The organism is Streptomyces sp. AgN23, from assembly GCF_001598115.1.
GTDB classification, from domain to species: domain Bacteria; phylum Actinomycetota; class Actinomycetes; order Streptomycetales; family Streptomycetaceae; genus Streptomyces; species Streptomyces antimycoticus.
This window is the reverse complement of the sequence record NZ_CP007153.1, coordinates 3655858-3670515: the sequence shown is the minus strand read 5'-3', so window position 1 is coordinate 3670515 and position 14658 is coordinate 3655858. Positions and strand designations below refer to the sequence as shown.

14 protein-coding genes and 1 pseudogene are annotated in these 14658 nt (G+C 68.5%); 8 read left to right on the top strand and 7 right to left on the bottom strand.

Translation table 11 applies throughout. The features are described from left to right. The first annotated feature begins 77 nt into the window (after positions 1–77). Positions 78–1604, top strand: a complete 1527-nt coding sequence (locus AS97_RS16150; protein WP_210565161.1) for an alpha-N-arabinofuranosidase — start codon at positions 78–80, stop codon at positions 1602–1604. An 86-nt stretch (positions 1605–1690) separates the two neighbouring features. Here the strand turns inward: AS97_RS16150 and AS97_RS16145 are convergent, their stop codons facing one another. Next, positions 1691–2479 (bottom strand): GNAT family N-acetyltransferase, encoded by a 789-nt coding sequence (locus tag AS97_RS16145; RefSeq protein ID WP_210567224.1) that lies wholly within the window; start codon positions 2477–2479, stop codon positions 1691–1693. A 163-nt stretch (positions 2480–2642) separates the two neighbouring features. After that, positions 2643–2825: a hypothetical protein gene (locus AS97_RS16140; RefSeq protein ID WP_338069285.1), complete on the bottom strand. Its 183-nt coding sequence runs from the start codon at positions 2823–2825 to the stop codon at positions 2643–2645. A 246-nt stretch (positions 2826–3071) separates the two neighbouring features. Here AS97_RS16140 and AS97_RS16135 point away from each other — a divergent pair, with 246 nt between their 5' ends. The 3 genes and pseudogenes from AS97_RS16135 to AS97_RS16125 all read left to right on the top strand — a co-directional run bounded on the left by AS97_RS16135 (position 3072) and on the right by AS97_RS16125 (position 6012). Continuing rightward, on the top strand, positions 3072–4205 hold the full coding sequence (locus AS97_RS16135; RefSeq protein WP_063804992.1) for a pectate lyase: 1134 nt from the start codon (positions 3072–3074) through the stop codon (positions 4203–4205). A 171-nt stretch (positions 4206–4376) separates the two neighbouring features. Next, positions 4377–5192: pseudogene (locus AS97_RS16130) on the top strand (endonuclease); the annotation flags it as partial. 19 nt (positions 5193–5211) lie between these two features. Beyond that, positions 5212–6012 carry an EI24 domain-containing protein gene (locus tag AS97_RS16125; protein WP_210565159.1) on the top strand — a complete coding sequence of 267 codons (801 nt, stop codon included), beginning with the start codon at positions 5212–5214 and terminating at the stop codon, positions 6010–6012. 76 nt (positions 6013–6088) lie between these two features. Here the strand turns inward: AS97_RS16125 and AS97_RS16120 are convergent, their stop codons facing one another. Together AS97_RS16120 and AS97_RS16115 are read right to left on the bottom strand one after the other, a co-directional pair. Further along, positions 6089–6556 (bottom strand): NUDIX domain-containing protein, encoded by a 468-nt coding sequence (locus AS97_RS16120; RefSeq protein WP_059147835.1) that lies wholly within the window; start codon positions 6554–6556, stop codon positions 6089–6091. After that, positions 6549–7310 carry a DUF5919 domain-containing protein gene (locus AS97_RS16115; RefSeq protein ID WP_349017593.1) on the bottom strand — a complete coding sequence of 254 codons (762 nt, stop codon included), beginning with the start codon at positions 7308–7310 and terminating at the stop codon, positions 6549–6551. The genes AS97_RS16120 and AS97_RS16115 overlap by 8 nt, the downstream gene beginning before the upstream one ends. Before the next feature lie 168 nt (positions 7311–7478). On the opposite strand from AS97_RS16115, the gene AS97_RS48575 reads away from it, so the two are divergent. The 4 genes from AS97_RS48575 (at position 7479) to AS97_RS16100 (ending at position 10464) form a co-directional block, all read left to right on the top strand. Continuing rightward, positions 7479–7607: a hypothetical protein gene (locus tag AS97_RS48575; RefSeq protein ID WP_260613365.1), complete on the top strand. Its 129-nt coding sequence runs from the start codon at positions 7479–7481 to the stop codon at positions 7605–7607. A 146-nt stretch (positions 7608–7753) separates the two neighbouring features. Then, positions 7754–7921, top strand: coding sequence for a hypothetical protein (locus AS97_RS16110; protein ID WP_185930037.1), 168 nt, complete (start codon positions 7754–7756; stop codon positions 7919–7921). Then, the gene (locus tag AS97_RS16105; protein WP_059147836.1) at positions 7921–8136 is read left to right on the top strand and encodes a hypothetical protein; all 216 of its coding nucleotides are present in this window, start codon (positions 7921–7923) and stop codon (positions 8134–8136) included. Before AS97_RS16110 ends, AS97_RS16105 begins: the two co-directional genes overlap by 1 nt. 654 nt (positions 8137–8790) lie before the next feature. Beyond that, positions 8791–10464, top strand: a complete 1674-nt coding sequence (locus tag AS97_RS16100; protein WP_059147837.1) for an IS200/IS605 family element transposase accessory protein TnpB — start codon at positions 8791–8793, stop codon at positions 10462–10464. A gap of 180 nt (positions 10465–10644) precedes the next feature. Here AS97_RS16100 and AS97_RS16095 read toward each other — a convergent pair whose 3' ends face one another. The 3 genes from AS97_RS16095 to mmsA are packed head-to-tail and all read right to left on the bottom strand — an operon-like array spanning position 10645 to position 14652. Beyond that, a complete protein-coding gene (locus tag AS97_RS16095) occupies positions 10645–11817 on the bottom strand; it encodes an aldose epimerase family protein (protein ID WP_185930036.1) in 1173 nt (390 codons plus the stop codon). A gap of 43 nt (positions 11818–11860) precedes the next feature. Then, positions 11861–13093, bottom strand: a complete 1233-nt coding sequence (mmsB, locus tag AS97_RS16090; RefSeq protein WP_059147839.1) for a multiple monosaccharide ABC transporter permease — start codon at positions 13091–13093, stop codon at positions 11861–11863. Further along, positions 13090–14652 carry a multiple monosaccharide ABC transporter ATP-binding protein gene (gene mmsA / locus AS97_RS16085; protein WP_059147840.1) on the bottom strand — a complete coding sequence of 521 codons (1563 nt, stop codon included), beginning with the start codon at positions 14650–14652 and terminating at the stop codon, positions 13090–13092. Before mmsA ends, mmsB begins: the two co-directional genes overlap by 4 nt. Positions 14653–14658 lie beyond the last annotated feature (6 nt).

Below are 14658 nucleotides of genomic sequence, written 5' to 3'. Positions count from 1 at the left end.
CGAGCGCTGGTCGATATGCCGAATAGCCACGAAACCGCGACGTCGCGTAGTCGCGGCACCCGAAGAGATGGGCCGCCATGCCGCAGATCCCTTCCGCCTCCGCCGCCGCCTCCGCCCGGTTCACCCTCGACCCCGCCTTCGCCGTCGGCGAGGTCAACCCCCGCCTCTTCGGCTCGTTCGTCGAGCACCTCGGCCGTTGCGTCTACACCGGAATCCATGAGCCCGGCCACCCGGCCGCCGATGAGGCCGGGCTGCGGACCGATGTCCTCGCGCTGATCCGCGAGCTGGGCGTCAGCGTCATCCGGTATCCCGGTGGCAACTTCGTCTCCGGCTACAAGTGGGAGGACGGCGTCGGGCCGGTCGAGGAGCGGCCGCGCCGGCTCGATCTCGCGTGGCGTTCCACCGAGACCAACCGATTCGGTCTCTCCGAGTACATCGACTTCGTCCGCAAGGTCGACAGCGAGCCCATGATGGCGCTCAACCTCGGCACACGCGGTGTCGCGGACGCCCTTGAGCTGCAGGAGTACGCGAACCACCCGTCCGGCACCGCCCTCGCCGACCTCCGGATCGGCCACGGCGACAAGGATCCGTACGGCATCCGGCTGTGGTGTCTGGGCAATGAGATGGACGGCCCCTGGCAGACCGGGCACAAGACCGCCGAGGAGTACGGACGGCTCGCCGCCGAGACCGCCCGCGCGATGCGGCAGATCGACCCGGACGTGGAGCTGGTGGCCTGCGGCAGTTCCAACCAGTCGATGCCGACGTTCGCCACCTGGGAGGCGACGGTCCTGCGGGAGACGTACGACCTGGTCGACCACATCTCCCTGCACGCCTACTACGAGGAGCGCGACGGCGACCGCGACTCCTTCCTCGCCTCGGCCGTGGACATGGAGTCCTTCATCGAGAACGTCGTCGCCACCTGCGATCACATCGGCGCGCGGCTGAAGTCGAAGAAGAAGATCAACCTGTCCTTCGACGAGTGGAACGTCTGGTACCAGACCCGCTACCACCACGCCGAGCCGCTCAACTGGGAGGAGGCCCCGCGCCTCCTGGAGGACAATTACTCCGTCACCGACGCCGTCGTGGTCGGCTCGCTGCTGATCGCCCTGCTCCGCCACGCCGACCGCGTCACCGTCGCCTGCCTCGCCCAACTGGTCAACGTCATCGCCCCGATCATGACCGAACCGGGCGGCCCGGCGTGGCGGCAGACCACCTTCTACCCCTTCGCGCAGGCAGCGGCCCACGGGCGCGGGAGGGTGCTGCGGGTCAACGTCGACAGCCCGACGTACGAGACGGCCGTCTACGGCGCGGTCCCGCTGCTGCACGCCACCGCCGTCCTCGACGAGTCCACCGGCGCGGTGACGGTCTTCGCGGTCAACCGCGACCAGCACCGCCCCCTCCCGCTGGAGATCGCCCTGCACGCCCTGCCGGTGACCCGCGTGGTCGAGCACACCGTCCTCGCCGACGCCGACCCCGAGGCCCGTAACACCCTCACGGACCCCGAGCGCGTCACCCCGCACCCCGGCGAGGGCACGGCGCTCGCGGACGGCGCCCTGAGCGCCACGCTCGAGCCGATGTCGTGGAACGTCATCCGCCTGGCCTGAGCGCTTGGCTTGAGCGCCTTGCCCTGAGCGCCTTGCCACGGACGACGTAGGTGACTTTTGGTTCGTCCGGCAGCCGCGTCCTCGGGTTACGCCTCGCGGTGGGGGGCGTAGATGTATGGAGTCGTGGTGCTCAGCACGGTGAACCCGAGTCGTTGCAGGATGGGGCGGCTCTGGTCGGTGGCGTCGACTTGAAGGTAGCGGTAGCCGAGGTCGGCGGCGGTCCGGGCGCGGTGGGCGACCAGAGCCCGGTAGATGCCCCGGCCTCGCCAGGCAGCCACGGTGCCGCCGCCCCAAAGGCTGGCGAAGTCGGTGCCTGGGTTCAGTTCCATCCGCGCCGCGCACACGGGCAGGTCGCCGGCCATAGCGACGACCATGCTGATGGTTTCGGAGTTCTGGGCGAGCTGGGCGAGCAGCCGTTGCCGCAGGTGAGCGCTGCTGGTGCCGAAGGCCTGCTCGTGGACGTCCGCCATGAGGTCCACCCCGGCGGGGTCGGTCACCGGACGCAGGTGGACACCTTCGGGCAGTGCCGCGTCTGTGGGCAGGTCCCGGACCGGCGCGACCATCACTGCCTCCTGCGGCTCGGGCGTGAACCCGGCCGACGTCAGCCGCCTCTCGAGGTCACCGGGTCGGTCGTGGGCGTATGCCTTCCATTCGAACTCGCGCCCAAGCGTGGCGAAGTACCGTATCTGGGCTCTGATCGCCGCATCCGCCGTGTTCTGGTCGAGGTCCGACCAGAGGATGCCGTTCCAGTCGTGATCCGCGCCGACCTGCCGCACGACGTTGCCGTCACGCTCGACACGGGTTCCTCGGCCGTCGGCCCGCGCGTCGCGCCTCAGCTGGCGGTCGAACAGGGCACGTACTTCTTCATGGTTCATCCGGCTCACTTCAGCATGGGGAGGGCAACCGCACCACTGGATTTTTCTCCCGTTCCCCGCCGACGTGAGCGATCCTGTGGAACGTGAGAGGCGCTCGGCCGGGCTTGCCCGGGCGAGCGCCTCTCTGGGCCTGGAACTCAGCTCGGTAGCTCCTGTGCGCGGGTCAGGCGTCCGGGTCGACGCCGACCGTGAGCGTGCCGCGGTGACCGGCGGACGGGGCGCTGCCCAGCGCCGTCACGGCGAGCAGCCCGGCGGCGGTGCCGCCGTTGCCGTAGGTGCCGTCGGCGGACAGGGGGGGCGGGGGACGGTGTTGGTGGAGTACGGGGAGAGCTTGGTTTATGGCCAACTCCCATGCCGCAAAGGGGTGTTGACAGTGCCGCAAGCGCTTACTAGCTTCTTTCGGGATGGCTGCTGTCCGCCGGGGCGGTCCTGACCGCACCGCCCGGCGTCAGGGCCCCGCACCCGTCAGAGCCGCACCTTTGGTGATCTCCACCGGCCTTTGTGATCAGCGTGCTTGCCCGTTCATTCGCGCTTACCCCGCAAGCGATTACCCCTCCCGTGTGGAGACCCTCCGAATGAGAGGACTCCCCCTATGCGCTCGACACACGACCACGGCACCACGCACGACTTCGGTGATGTCACCGGCGCCACCGGTGTCACCAGCGCCTTGAGCACTCCCGTCACCGCCCGCAACCGACGTCGGCTGACGGCGGTCGCCGCGGGCGTCGCCGCGGCGCTCGCCCTCGGTGGCCTCTCCACGGTCTCCGCCCATGACGCGGACTCGGCCGACTCCGCACGCTCCGAGAGCCCACACACCACCGCCGCCACAGGCTCCGCCACCGCCGCCCACCCCACCGCCGAGACCACCCCCATCGGCTTCGGCGCCGGCACCACGGGCGGGGGAAACGCCACCGCCACCACCGTGACCTCCCTGGACGCCTTCAAGGCCGCCGTCACCGGCGACAAGGCCAAGGTGGTCAAGGTCTCCGGGCTGTTCTCCCTCACCGGCCAGGTGGACATCGGCTCCAATACCACCGTGCTGGGCGTGGGGTCGGGCTCCGGCTTCACCGGCGGTGGACTGCGGCTGAAGGAGGCGACCAACGTCATCGTCCGCAACCTCAACCTCAGCAAGCCCCGGAAGCCGTCCGACGCCATCACCGTGCAGAAGTCCACGAAGGTGTGGATCGACCACAACACCCTCTCGGCCGACCGCGACCACGACAAGGACTACTACGACGGTCTGCTGGACATCAGCCACGGCTCCGACAACATCACCGTCTCCTGGAACAGGTTCGCCGACCACTTCAAGGGCAGCCTGGTCGGCCACAGCGACAACAACGCGAGCGAGGACACCGGCCACCTCAGGGTGACGTACCACCACAACTGGTTCGCGAACGTCTACTCCCGCATCCCCAGCCTGCGCTTCGGCACCGGCCACTTCTACGACAACTACGTCCAGGGCGCGGAAACCGGTGTGCACTCCCGGATGGGCGCGCGGACGCTGGTGGAGAACAACGTCTTCCGCGACACCGAAGTGGCCGTGACCACCAGCCGGAACAGCGACATCGACGGCTATGCGGTGCTGCGCGGCAACGACCTGGGCGGGGCGGCCACGGAGGTGTCCCAGACCGGCGGCTTCACCACCCCGCCGTACGCGTACACCGCGGAACCGGCGTCCTCCGTCGTGGCGAGCGTCACCGCCCAGGCGGGCGCGGGCAAGCTCTGACCATCGCCACCGGCCAACAGCCGAAAGGACACTCCCTTGAGACGCATCGGACGCTCAGCCGTCACCCGCCCAGTCCGCGCACTCTCAGCCATCACACGCTTGGCCGTCGCCGCCGCTGCGGCGCTCACCCTCTGCGCGACCGCCACCCCGTACGGCGGCGCCTCGCCCGCGGTGGCGGACACCGGGACGCATCAGGCCACCTCGGGCACATTCAACGTCCTGACCTACAACGTGGCGGGGCTCCCCGAGGGCCTGTCCTCCAGCCACCCCGCCAAGAACACCCCGCTGATCTCCCCCCGGCTCGGCGCGTACGACATCGTGGGCGTCCAGGAGGACTTCAACTACCACGCCGCGCTCTACGCCGGCGACGACCACCCGTACCGCACCCCCACCAGCGGTCCCGCCGTTTTCGGCGACGGTCTGAACACCCTCTCCGACCTGCCGTACGACGGCTTCGAGCGGGTGAGGTGGAAGAGGTGCAACGGCACCGACTGCCTCACCCCGAAGGGCTTCACCTTCGCCCGGGTGAGGCTGGCCGAGGGCACCTACCTCGACCTGTACAACCTGCACCCCAACGCGGGGACGACGGACGCCGACCTCGCCGCCCGCCGCGCCAACATCACCCAGCTCTCCGACTACATCGCCGCCCACTCCGACGGCAACGCGGTGCTCGTCATGGGCGACACCAACACCCGCTACACCCGCACCGCCGACAACATCCGCGACCTCGCCACCCGCAACGGCCTCACCGACGCCTGGGTGGACCTGGTGCGCGGCGGCTCGGCCCCGCCCGCCGGTTCCGACGCCCTCGTATGCGACCCGGACAACGTCACCGACACCTGCGAGGTCGTGGACAAGGTCCTCTACCGCTCCGGCCCGCGGCTCTCCCTCACCGCCACCCGCTACCACAACGCGCACACGGCCTTCCTCGACGCCGACGGCGAGCCGCTCTCCGACCACTATCCGCACACGGTCGACTTCACCTGGCAGCAGTAGGCTTCGGCCCATGCGTGATCTTGTGAGTGGCTTCGGTTATCTGATGAAGGGGCAACGCTGGGCGGCCCGGCACGGGAGATGGTGGGGGTTCGGGATGATTCCCGCCCTGATCACCCTCGTCGGCTACGCGGCGGCCATCGTCGCCCTCTTCTTCTGGACCGATGACGTCATCGCATGGGCCACGCCCTTCGCCGACGACTGGTCCTCACCCTGGCTCGGCGTCTTCCGTGGCGCGCTCACGATCCTCTTCGCCGCCACCTGCCTCTTCCTCGCCGTCCTCACCTTCACGGCGGTCACACTCCTGGTCGGCCAGCCCTTCTACGAGTCGCTCTCCGAGCAGGTCGACCGCTCCGAGGGCGGCGCGGTCCCCGACTCCGGCCTGTCGAGCTGGTCAGAGCTGTGGATAGGGCTGCGCGAGGCCATCGCCCTGCTCATCCGCGTCACCCTCTGGAGCGTGCTCTTCTTCGCGCTCGGCTTCATCCCGGCCGTCGGCCAGACCGTGATCCCCGCGCTGGCCTTCTGCGTGACCGGCTTCTTCCTCACCGAGGAGCTGACCTCGATCGCCCTGCTGCGCCGCGGAATCCTGCTGAAGGACCGCCGCCGAATGCTCCGCTCCCGCCGTCTGCTCTCCCTGGGCTTCGGCGTCCCGCTGTCCGTCCTGTTCCTGATCCCGCTGGTCGCGGTCTTCCTGATGCCGGGCGCGGTCGCGGGCGCGACGCTGCTGGTCCGCGACCTCACGGGCGAGAACGAGGACGCGGCGCCGCGGGGCGAGACGGCGGCGGGCCCGGCGGGCGCCTTCAACGGCTCGTAGCGACAGATCTCCGAGTGACGGCCCGGTTGGTCCACTGGGCGATGCCCCGGTGGGCCAACCGCGTGTCGCGTGCCGACTATCGGGCCGCGGGCATGTTGCCGTCGCGCCAGTCGTTCACACGCTTCCGGATGCTGGGGACCATGGGGAGCGCGTCAATCTCTGCGGGCTCGAACCAGCGGACGTCGGTGGACTCCTCGGAGACCGCCAGTTGCCCGGCCACCGGACGTGCCACGAAGCAGACGGAGAACTCTTGGCGTACCTCGCCATCGTCGTAGGCAAAGACGTGACGGGGGTTGGTGTAGGTGCCGACGATGCTGATGATCTCAACATCAACCCCGGTCTCTTCGCGCGTCTCCCGAATCGCGCAGTCCGGCAACGACTCTCCGATGTGCATAACACCACCAGGAAGCGCCCACATACCGTTGTCCCGCCGACGCTGAAGCAGGATGCGCCCGGCATCATCAACGACGACGGCGGAAGCAGCGGGAACCAGGCTGTTCGCGGCTGGGGCATTCGGGTCGTCCTCGTAGTCCCGCCTACCCATCACCTTCCCCTTCCCATACCGGCCTGCCTCGTCTCCACAGTTCCTCGACGTGGGAAGCGAAGCGATCAAACATGCCGTCGTCCTGATAACGGCGCAGGTGCAGCGTGGGGGCATCGTGTCCCACACGGTGAGTCAGCAGAGGCGTAACGATCATGTCGTCATCGAAGCGGAACACGGATAAGTACGCGTGCCCTTCGCTGTACCTCGCATCGATGCCCGGCTGGCTTCTGATCTTCTCCAGTTCGGCCAGCGTCACGCGGATGCGCGTGGACAGCGTGAGCGCGACGTCTTCATCCTGCTCGCGCGACCGGGTGAGATCACTGTCAGGGTCACCGAGCAGGAAGCGCACTCGGCATCCTTGGACGGCTTTGCGTCGCATCGCGGTACCGAACCGGGCTTGTTCGAGCCATAGGAAGTAGTTGGTGTAACCCGCAAAGGTCAGCTCTCGCTCAGCCTTGGTGATCAGCGATCGCCAGAGGGAGGCCGGACAGCCGGACCGGTACGGATAGACGGAAACGACCTCACGGTCCGGACCAACCTTGATCGCTTTCTTTGCGGCTGCTGGCCATAACACCGCCTCATCCTCTCCGAGTGCTTCGCAGACGGCCCATCGGTGACGGGCGCGGGGAACCCGTCCCGTCTCGATGATCCATCGGCCGACAGTCTTGATATCGACGCCACAGCTCTCCGCCAACTGCCGGTCTGTCATGTGAGCTTGAAGCATGGCACGGCGTAGTGCTTCGTTCACCGGCACCCCCTGGGACGTTAGGCACACTTCGCGCGGTAACCCTGCTCCGTGCCTAACGGTCGCGGAACGCAGTGGAAACGCACTGCCAGGGGCGAAAAGGTGAAGAAGTAGAGACCGCCGCGACCGTGGCGACGGTCCGGGGGCATGGCCCTCAACCCCTTGGAGGTTGACGACATGGCCCACGCTATCGCGTGGATCTTCGGCTTGGTGCGGCCCTACGCCGTGGCCCACGAGCGACGGCGTGAGAGCCGCCTGCGAGCGCGGCTGGTGCGTGCGTCGCACGGGACGGTGGTGGCCCAGTGACAGTCGGTGACCGGACCACACTCGTCCCGTCCCCTGGGTGCGCTCTGTGTGCCGCCCCGGGCGACTTCGGGCCCCACAACACCTCCGAGCCGCGTCTGGGCCTGTGCCCAGCGTGTATCGCGGCCGGAAAGCCCACCCGTGACGGCTTGGAGCAGGCCGTCGTCATCGTCGCCGGGCAGAGTCTTGCCGCCGCCGAGGCGCTGAGCCTGGCCGACGCAGCGCCGGAAGAATTGGCCTACCATCTCGGCGCGGTGAAGCGGAGTCTGCGCACCGTGCTCCAGCTCCTCGCACCGGTCGAGAGAGGGGGCCGCTGATGGCCGACCGTCAGCCGGACCGGGACGAGCGGCCGAAGATGACGATGCGCGTCTACACCATGGCGCACGACGGGATCCGCGTCACCCGGCGCGCGATCGTGGCTGTCCTCGCCGGGGACAAAAGCGACGCCTACGCGTTGGGGCAGGCGTGGCCGCCGTGCCAGTGTCCCCGCCACCGCGACCACAACAACCCTGACCGCTTCAAGCGGTCCTGAGACCGCCGTCCGTCCCGCCCCTTGCCCCCGACTCTCGTGGGCGGACCGGGGTGGACGGCCCCGGCCCCGGTCGCGCGCAGTGTGCCGCACTCGCCCACATAGACGAACACCTGGGACGTTTGATCGCCACGCTGACGGCTGAGCGGCGCTGACTGGGCAAGATGTGCGCCGACCGGGCCTCAGGGGCTCACCCCTCGACGACGCCGCGAAGCCGACCGACAGGTTCGGCCTGAGCCATTCTGGTCGCCAGATCGCTCGACGTCGAAGCTGGCCCGCCAGGCCCTGGCTCACCGTCATGAACGCGGACACCCGGCGCGGGCCCGAGCGGAATCTGGGCAGCAGGGTGCGCTCGACCGTGCCGTCCGCGAAGTCCACCTATCGGACCGGGAAGACGGCGGTCTCGACGCGCGCCGGTGCGGTCGTCCGTACGGATCGTCGTGCCGTCCAGCGTGAGAGCGGCCGCGCCGGGAGGGGGGACCTGCTGTCGGTTGACAGCACTCGGGTGCGTTTTGGTGTGCACGAGTGTGCATCGATGGCCGCACGACGAGCCTTTGAGGGGAACGTGAGTTCTTGGGTCGAATGCGTGACCTTTGCACGAGGTGCTCGTTGGGTGGGGTGATGGAACTTTCGGACCGTGTAGCGGGGGGTGGGGGGATGGCTGGGCTGCGCGAGGTGGCGACGCCGTTCGTTGCGGATGGCCCCGCCGGGGTGGCCATCCGCAGCAGCCTCAAGGGTCTGACCGGGCAGGATGAGAAGGTCTTGCGTCTAACCGGCGGTTTGCTGGGCTCCCTGGCGTCCCGGGACCTGAAAGCCCGCTGTGCCGCCGGGCTGGATCGCGGCAGTGACCAGTGGGCGCGGCGCAAGCGGGCTTTGACCGACCAGTCCTCCTCGCGCTGGGCGGGCAGCATCACCAAGGCCACGCATGACCAGTGCGCGTTGGCTCAGCGCGGTCAGCTTGCCTACATCCAGTACCTTCAGGCGGGCATCGACATGATCGCTCGTCGGCTGTCGCTGCCGGTCGGGGCGAAGGGTTCCAAGGGCTCGCCGGGTGGCTACCGATCGCGGAAGGAGTGGTTTGCCAAGTCCCGGCGCCTGCGCCTACTCCAAGACCGGCTGGGGCGGGAGCGGGCCGATCGCGATGCCGGACGCGTGCGGGTGGTGCGCGGTGGAAGGAAGCTGCTGCGCAACCGGCACAACCTCCAAGCCACCCGGCTGACCGAGGCCCAGTGGCGTGTGCGGTGGGAGGCTGAGCGCTGGTTCCTCCAGGCCGACGGCGAATCGGGGAAGCGATACGGGAACGAGACCATGCGTGTCAGTCCGGATGGTGAGGTGAGTATCAGGCTTCCTGCGCCGCTGGCCGGGCTGGCGAACGCACCCCATGGCCGGTATGTGCTGGCCTGCCGAGTCGGCTTCCGGCACCGGGGCCAGCAGTGGGCCGACCGTATCGCGGCCAACCGTGCCGTGGCGTACCGCATTCACTTCGACGTGGAGCGTGGCCGCTGGTATCTGACTGCCTCCTGGCAGATCCCGCCGGTGAGGACGGTGCCATTGGAGGCGGCCCGGTCCGGCGGGCTGATCGGTGTGGACACCAACGCCGATCACCTGGCCGCCTGGCGCCTGGATGCCCACGGCAATCCCGTCGGTGAGCCCCGCAGGTTCGACTACGACCTCTCCGGCCGCGCACCGTACCGGGACGCGCAGGTGCGACATGCCCTCATCCGCCTGCTGCACTGGGCCAAACGCCATCGGCTGGCCATCGCGATCGAGGACCTGGACTTCCAGGCGGAGAAGACCCGGGAGAAGCACGGGCGGCGGAAGCGGTTCCGCCAGCTGGTCTCCGGTATGCCCGTGGGCAGGCTGCGCGGCAGGCTGGTGTCCATGGCGGCCGAGCTCGGCATCACCGTCGTGGCCGTCGATCCCGCTTACACCAGTCGCTGGGGCGCCCAGCACTGGCAGCGGCCCCTGACCACGAAGACCCGCAAGACCACGCGCCACGACGCTGCCGCCGTGGCAATCGGACGGCGCGCTCTGGGACGCCCGATCCGGCGACGGACGCAACCGCCCCCACCTCACCGGAGTGATGTGGTGGGGCATCGGACCGTCCAGGCCGCATCGGGTATCCCGGAGCGTGAGGAAACCCGCCCCCGCATTCCCGGACCACGGACACGATCCATCGGCGCCGGACGCGGAGCGAAAGCGGGGGACCAGTGTGCCCACAACCGTTCGGGGCACACGGCTGAGCACGAGTTCTGTCATCAGGACTCACCCCGCTCAGTCTCTAGGAACGGTTGGAGCGGCGGACGTCGGCGTCCAGCTGGAATGGATTGAAGCGGTGAAGACGTAAGCGGTCGCCGGAGTCGTCAGGCCACGGAAGCGGCGACTACGGCGCTGAGGGTGTGTATCGGTCTCACACGGGATCCCTTCGAGTGGGCATGGGCGGAACACGACGGGGCCCGCCCTGCGCTCCTGGGAGCGCAGGGCGGGCGGGGAGAAGCGGGGCCGTACGCCTCAGCGCGTCGAGAACGAGTGCACCGTCGTCGACCGGTACGTCTGCCCCGGCCGCAGCACCGTCGAGGGGAACGACGGCTGGTTCGGCGAGTCCGGGAAGTGCTGGGTCTCCAGGGCGAAGGCGTCGCCCTGCCGGTAGACCCGCCCCGAGGTGCCCGCGAACGTGCCGGTCAGGAAGTTGCCGGTGTAGAACTGCACACCGGGCTCGGTCGTGGCGATCCGCATCACCCGGCCGGACTCCGGCTCGGTCACCGTCAGGAAGTGCTCCGGACGGCTGGTGATGCCCTTGTCCAGCACGAAGTTGTGGTCGATCCCCTGCCCGTAGAGCACCTGCTGGTGCGCCTCCCGGATGTCCCGGCCGATCTCCTTGGCGCGGCGGAAGTCGAACGGGGTCCCGGCCACCTTGGCCAGCTCCCCGGTGGGGATGAGGGTCTTGTCGACCGGGGTGTAGCGGCTGGCGGCGATCTCAAGACGGTGGTCGTAGACGGAGCCGCCGCCCTCCCCGGCCAGGTTGTAGTACGTGTGGTTGGTGAGGTTCACGACCGTCGCCTTGTCGGTCGTGGCCTCGTAGTCGATGCGGAAGTCGCCCGCCGCCGTGAGCGTGTAGTCCACGCGCACGGTGAGCGCGCCGGGGTAGCCCATCTCGCCGTCGGGGCTCACCCGGCGCAGGGTGAGCCCCACATCCGCGCCCTTGCGGAACGCCTCCACGGACCAGACGTGCTTGTCGAAGCCCTTGTCGCCGCCGTGCAGGCTGTTCGGTCCGTCGTTGATCGGCAGCTGGTACTTCTTGCCGTCCAGCGTGAAGGTGCCGCGTGCGATGCGGTTGCCGTAGCGGCCGATGAGGGCGCCGAAGTACGGGCTGTCCGCCACATAGGAGTCCAGGTCGTCGAAGCCGAGCGACACATTGGCGCGGCGGCCGTGGCGGTCGGGGATCTCCAGGGCCTGGACGATGCCGCCGTAGCTGAGCACGCGCAGCCGGGTGCGGCCGTTCTCGATCGTCCAGCGGTCGATCCGCGTGCCGTCCGCGAGCGTACCGAAGTGCTCCTTCACCGCGCCTCCCTTGCTCGCGGAGTCCCCTCCGCTCTTCGCGTGGGCGGTGCCGGTCGTGGCGGCCGAAGCCACCAGTCCGGCCGCCGCCGCAGCCGTGATCACCGTGCGTCTGCTCGTGGTCATATGCGGCTCCATGAGACTAGATCCATGAGGGACAGCTGATGGGTTACGACCCGACCTTGCGCTTGTTCCAGACATCGAAGCCGACCGCGGCCAGCAGTACCAGACCCTTGATCACCTGCTGGTAGTCGGTACCGATGCCGACCAGCGACATACCGTTGTTGAGCACGCCGAGCACCAGACCACCGATGATCGCGCCGAGCACCGTGCCCACACCGCCGCTGGCCGAGGCGCCGCCGATGAACGCGGCGGCGATGGCCTCGAGCTCGAAGTTGAGGCCCGCACTGGGGGTGGCGGAGCCCAGCCGGGCGGCGAAGACCAGACCGGCGAGGGCGGCCAGCACACCCATGTTGACGAAGACCAGGAAGGTGACGCGCTTGTCCCGGACACCCGACAGCTTGGCCGCCGGCTGGTTGCCGCCGAGGGCGTACACATGGCGCCCGATGACGGTGTTGCGCATCACGAAGCTGAAGATCACGAAGAGACCGGCGAGGATCAGCAGCCCGTACGGCGCGCCGTGCCAGCTGGACAGCGTCATGGTGAAGGCCATCACGGCGGCGACGATCGCGGCGCACTTGACGAAGAACAGCCCGATCGGCGCCACGTCCAGCTCATAGGCCGCCCGCTGCTGCCTGCCCCGCCACTCCTGCCAGACGGCGGCGGCGCAGACGATGAGGCCGATCACCATGGTGGGGTTGTGGTACTGCGTGTACGGGCCCATCTCCGGGATGAAGCCGGTGCTCAGCTTCTCGAAGCCGTCAGGGAACGGCGACAGGGACTGGCCGTCCAGCAGGATCTGGGTGCCGCCGCGGAAGGCCAGCATTCCGGCCAGGGTGACGATGAAGGACGGAATGCCTATGTACGCGATCCAGAACCCCTGCCAGGCCCCGGCCACCGCGCCGAGCAGCAGACAGAGGACGACCGCGAGGCCCCACGGCATATCGTGTTTGATCATCATCGCGCCGGCGGCCGCGCCGACGAAGGCGACGAGCGATCCGACCGACAGGTCGATGTGCCCCGCGATGATCACGATCATCATGCCGATCGCGAGGATGAGGATGTAGCCGTTCTGCTGCACCAGGCTGGTGACGTTGCCGGGCCGCAGCAGGATGTCGTCGGACCAGATCTGGAAGATGACGATGATCAGGGCGAGCGCGACCAGCATTCCGTACTGCCGCATATTGGACCGCAGGCCCTGGAGCAGCAACGTCCCGATGCTGGGCGAGCCCTCGGCCGGCGGTGGGGCCGGGCTCTCGGTCTTCTGGGTGGCCGTGCTCATCCTTCGTCTCCTCTGTCCCTCGTCATGTGGCGCATCAGAACTTCCTGCGTCGCCTCGGCCCGGGGAACCTCCCCGGTCAGCCGCCCGGCCGCCATCGTGTAGATCCGGTCGCACATCCCCAGCAGCTCGCCCAGCTCGGAGGAGATGAAGATGACGGCCTTGCCCTGCGCCGCCAGATCGTTGATGACCGTGTAGATCTCGTACTTGGCCCCGACGTCGATGCCACGGGTCGGCTCGTCGAGGATGAGCACTTCGGGACCCGCGAAGATCCACTTGCTGAGGACGACCTTCTGCTGGTTGCCGCCGCTGAGCCGGCCGACCCGCTCGAAGACCGTGGGTGCCTTGATGTTCATCGTGTTGCGGAAGCGCTCGGCGACCCGGGACTCCTCGTGCTCGTTGACCAGACCGCGGCGCGCCACCTTGCCGAGCGAGGAGAGCGAGATGTTGCGGCTGATGGTGTCATCGAGGTTCAGCCCGTAGTGCTTGCGGTCCTCGGTGACGTACGCGATGCCGTGGTCGATGGCCTCCGGCACGGTGCGGGTGCGGACCTCCTGGCCGTCCCGGAACACCCGGCCGCCCGCGTACCGCCCGTACGCCCGCCCGAAGACGCTCATGGCGAGTTCGGTGCGGCCGGCGCCCATCAGCCCGGCGATGCCGACGATCTCCCCTCGCCGTACGTTCAGTGACACCCCGTCCACGACCTTGCGCTGCTGGTCGATGGGGTGGTGGACGGTCCAGTCCTCGACGGCCAGGGCCACCTCGGAGGCGTCCTCGCCCTCGTACGGGGTGCGGTCGGGGAAGCGGTGGTCGAGGTCGCGGCCGACCATGCCGCGGATGATGCGGTCCTCGGAGATCTCGGGGCTGGCCTCGGGGGTCTCCCGGACGGTCAGGGTTTCGATGGTCTGGCCGTCGCGCAGGATGGTGACGGAGTCGGCGACCCGGCGGATCTCATTGAGCTTATGGGAGATCAGGATGCAGGAGATGCCCTGCGCCTTGAATTCCAGCAGCAGATCGAGGAGCTTTCCGCTGTCCTCGTCGTTGAGCGCCGCGGTCGGCTCGTCCAGAATGAGCAGCTTCACCTCCTTGGAGAGCGCCTTGGCGATTTCCACCAGCTGCTGTTTGCCCACGCCGATATCGGTGACGCGGGTCTGCGGCGAATCCGTCAGACCGACCCGCTTGAGCAGTGCGGTGGCGTGTCTGAGGGTTTCGTTCCAGCTGATCAGGCCGCGCCGGGAGTGTTCATTGCCGAGGAAGATGTTCTCGGCGATGGACAGATAGGGGATCAGCGCCAGTTCCTGATGGATGATGACGATGCCGTGCTGCTCGCTGGCGCGGATGTCCTTGAAGGCGCACGCCTCGCCGTCGAAGAGGATCTCGCCCTCGTAGCTGCCGTGCGGATGGACCCCGCTGACCACCTTCATCAGGGTGGACTTTCCCGCGCCGTTCTCCCCGCAGAGGGCGTGGATCTCGCCCTGGCGGATCTGGAGATTGACGTCGGAGAGCGCCTTGACACCAGGGAACGTCTTGGTGATGGAACGCAATTCGAGAATGGTGCTCATGGCCCG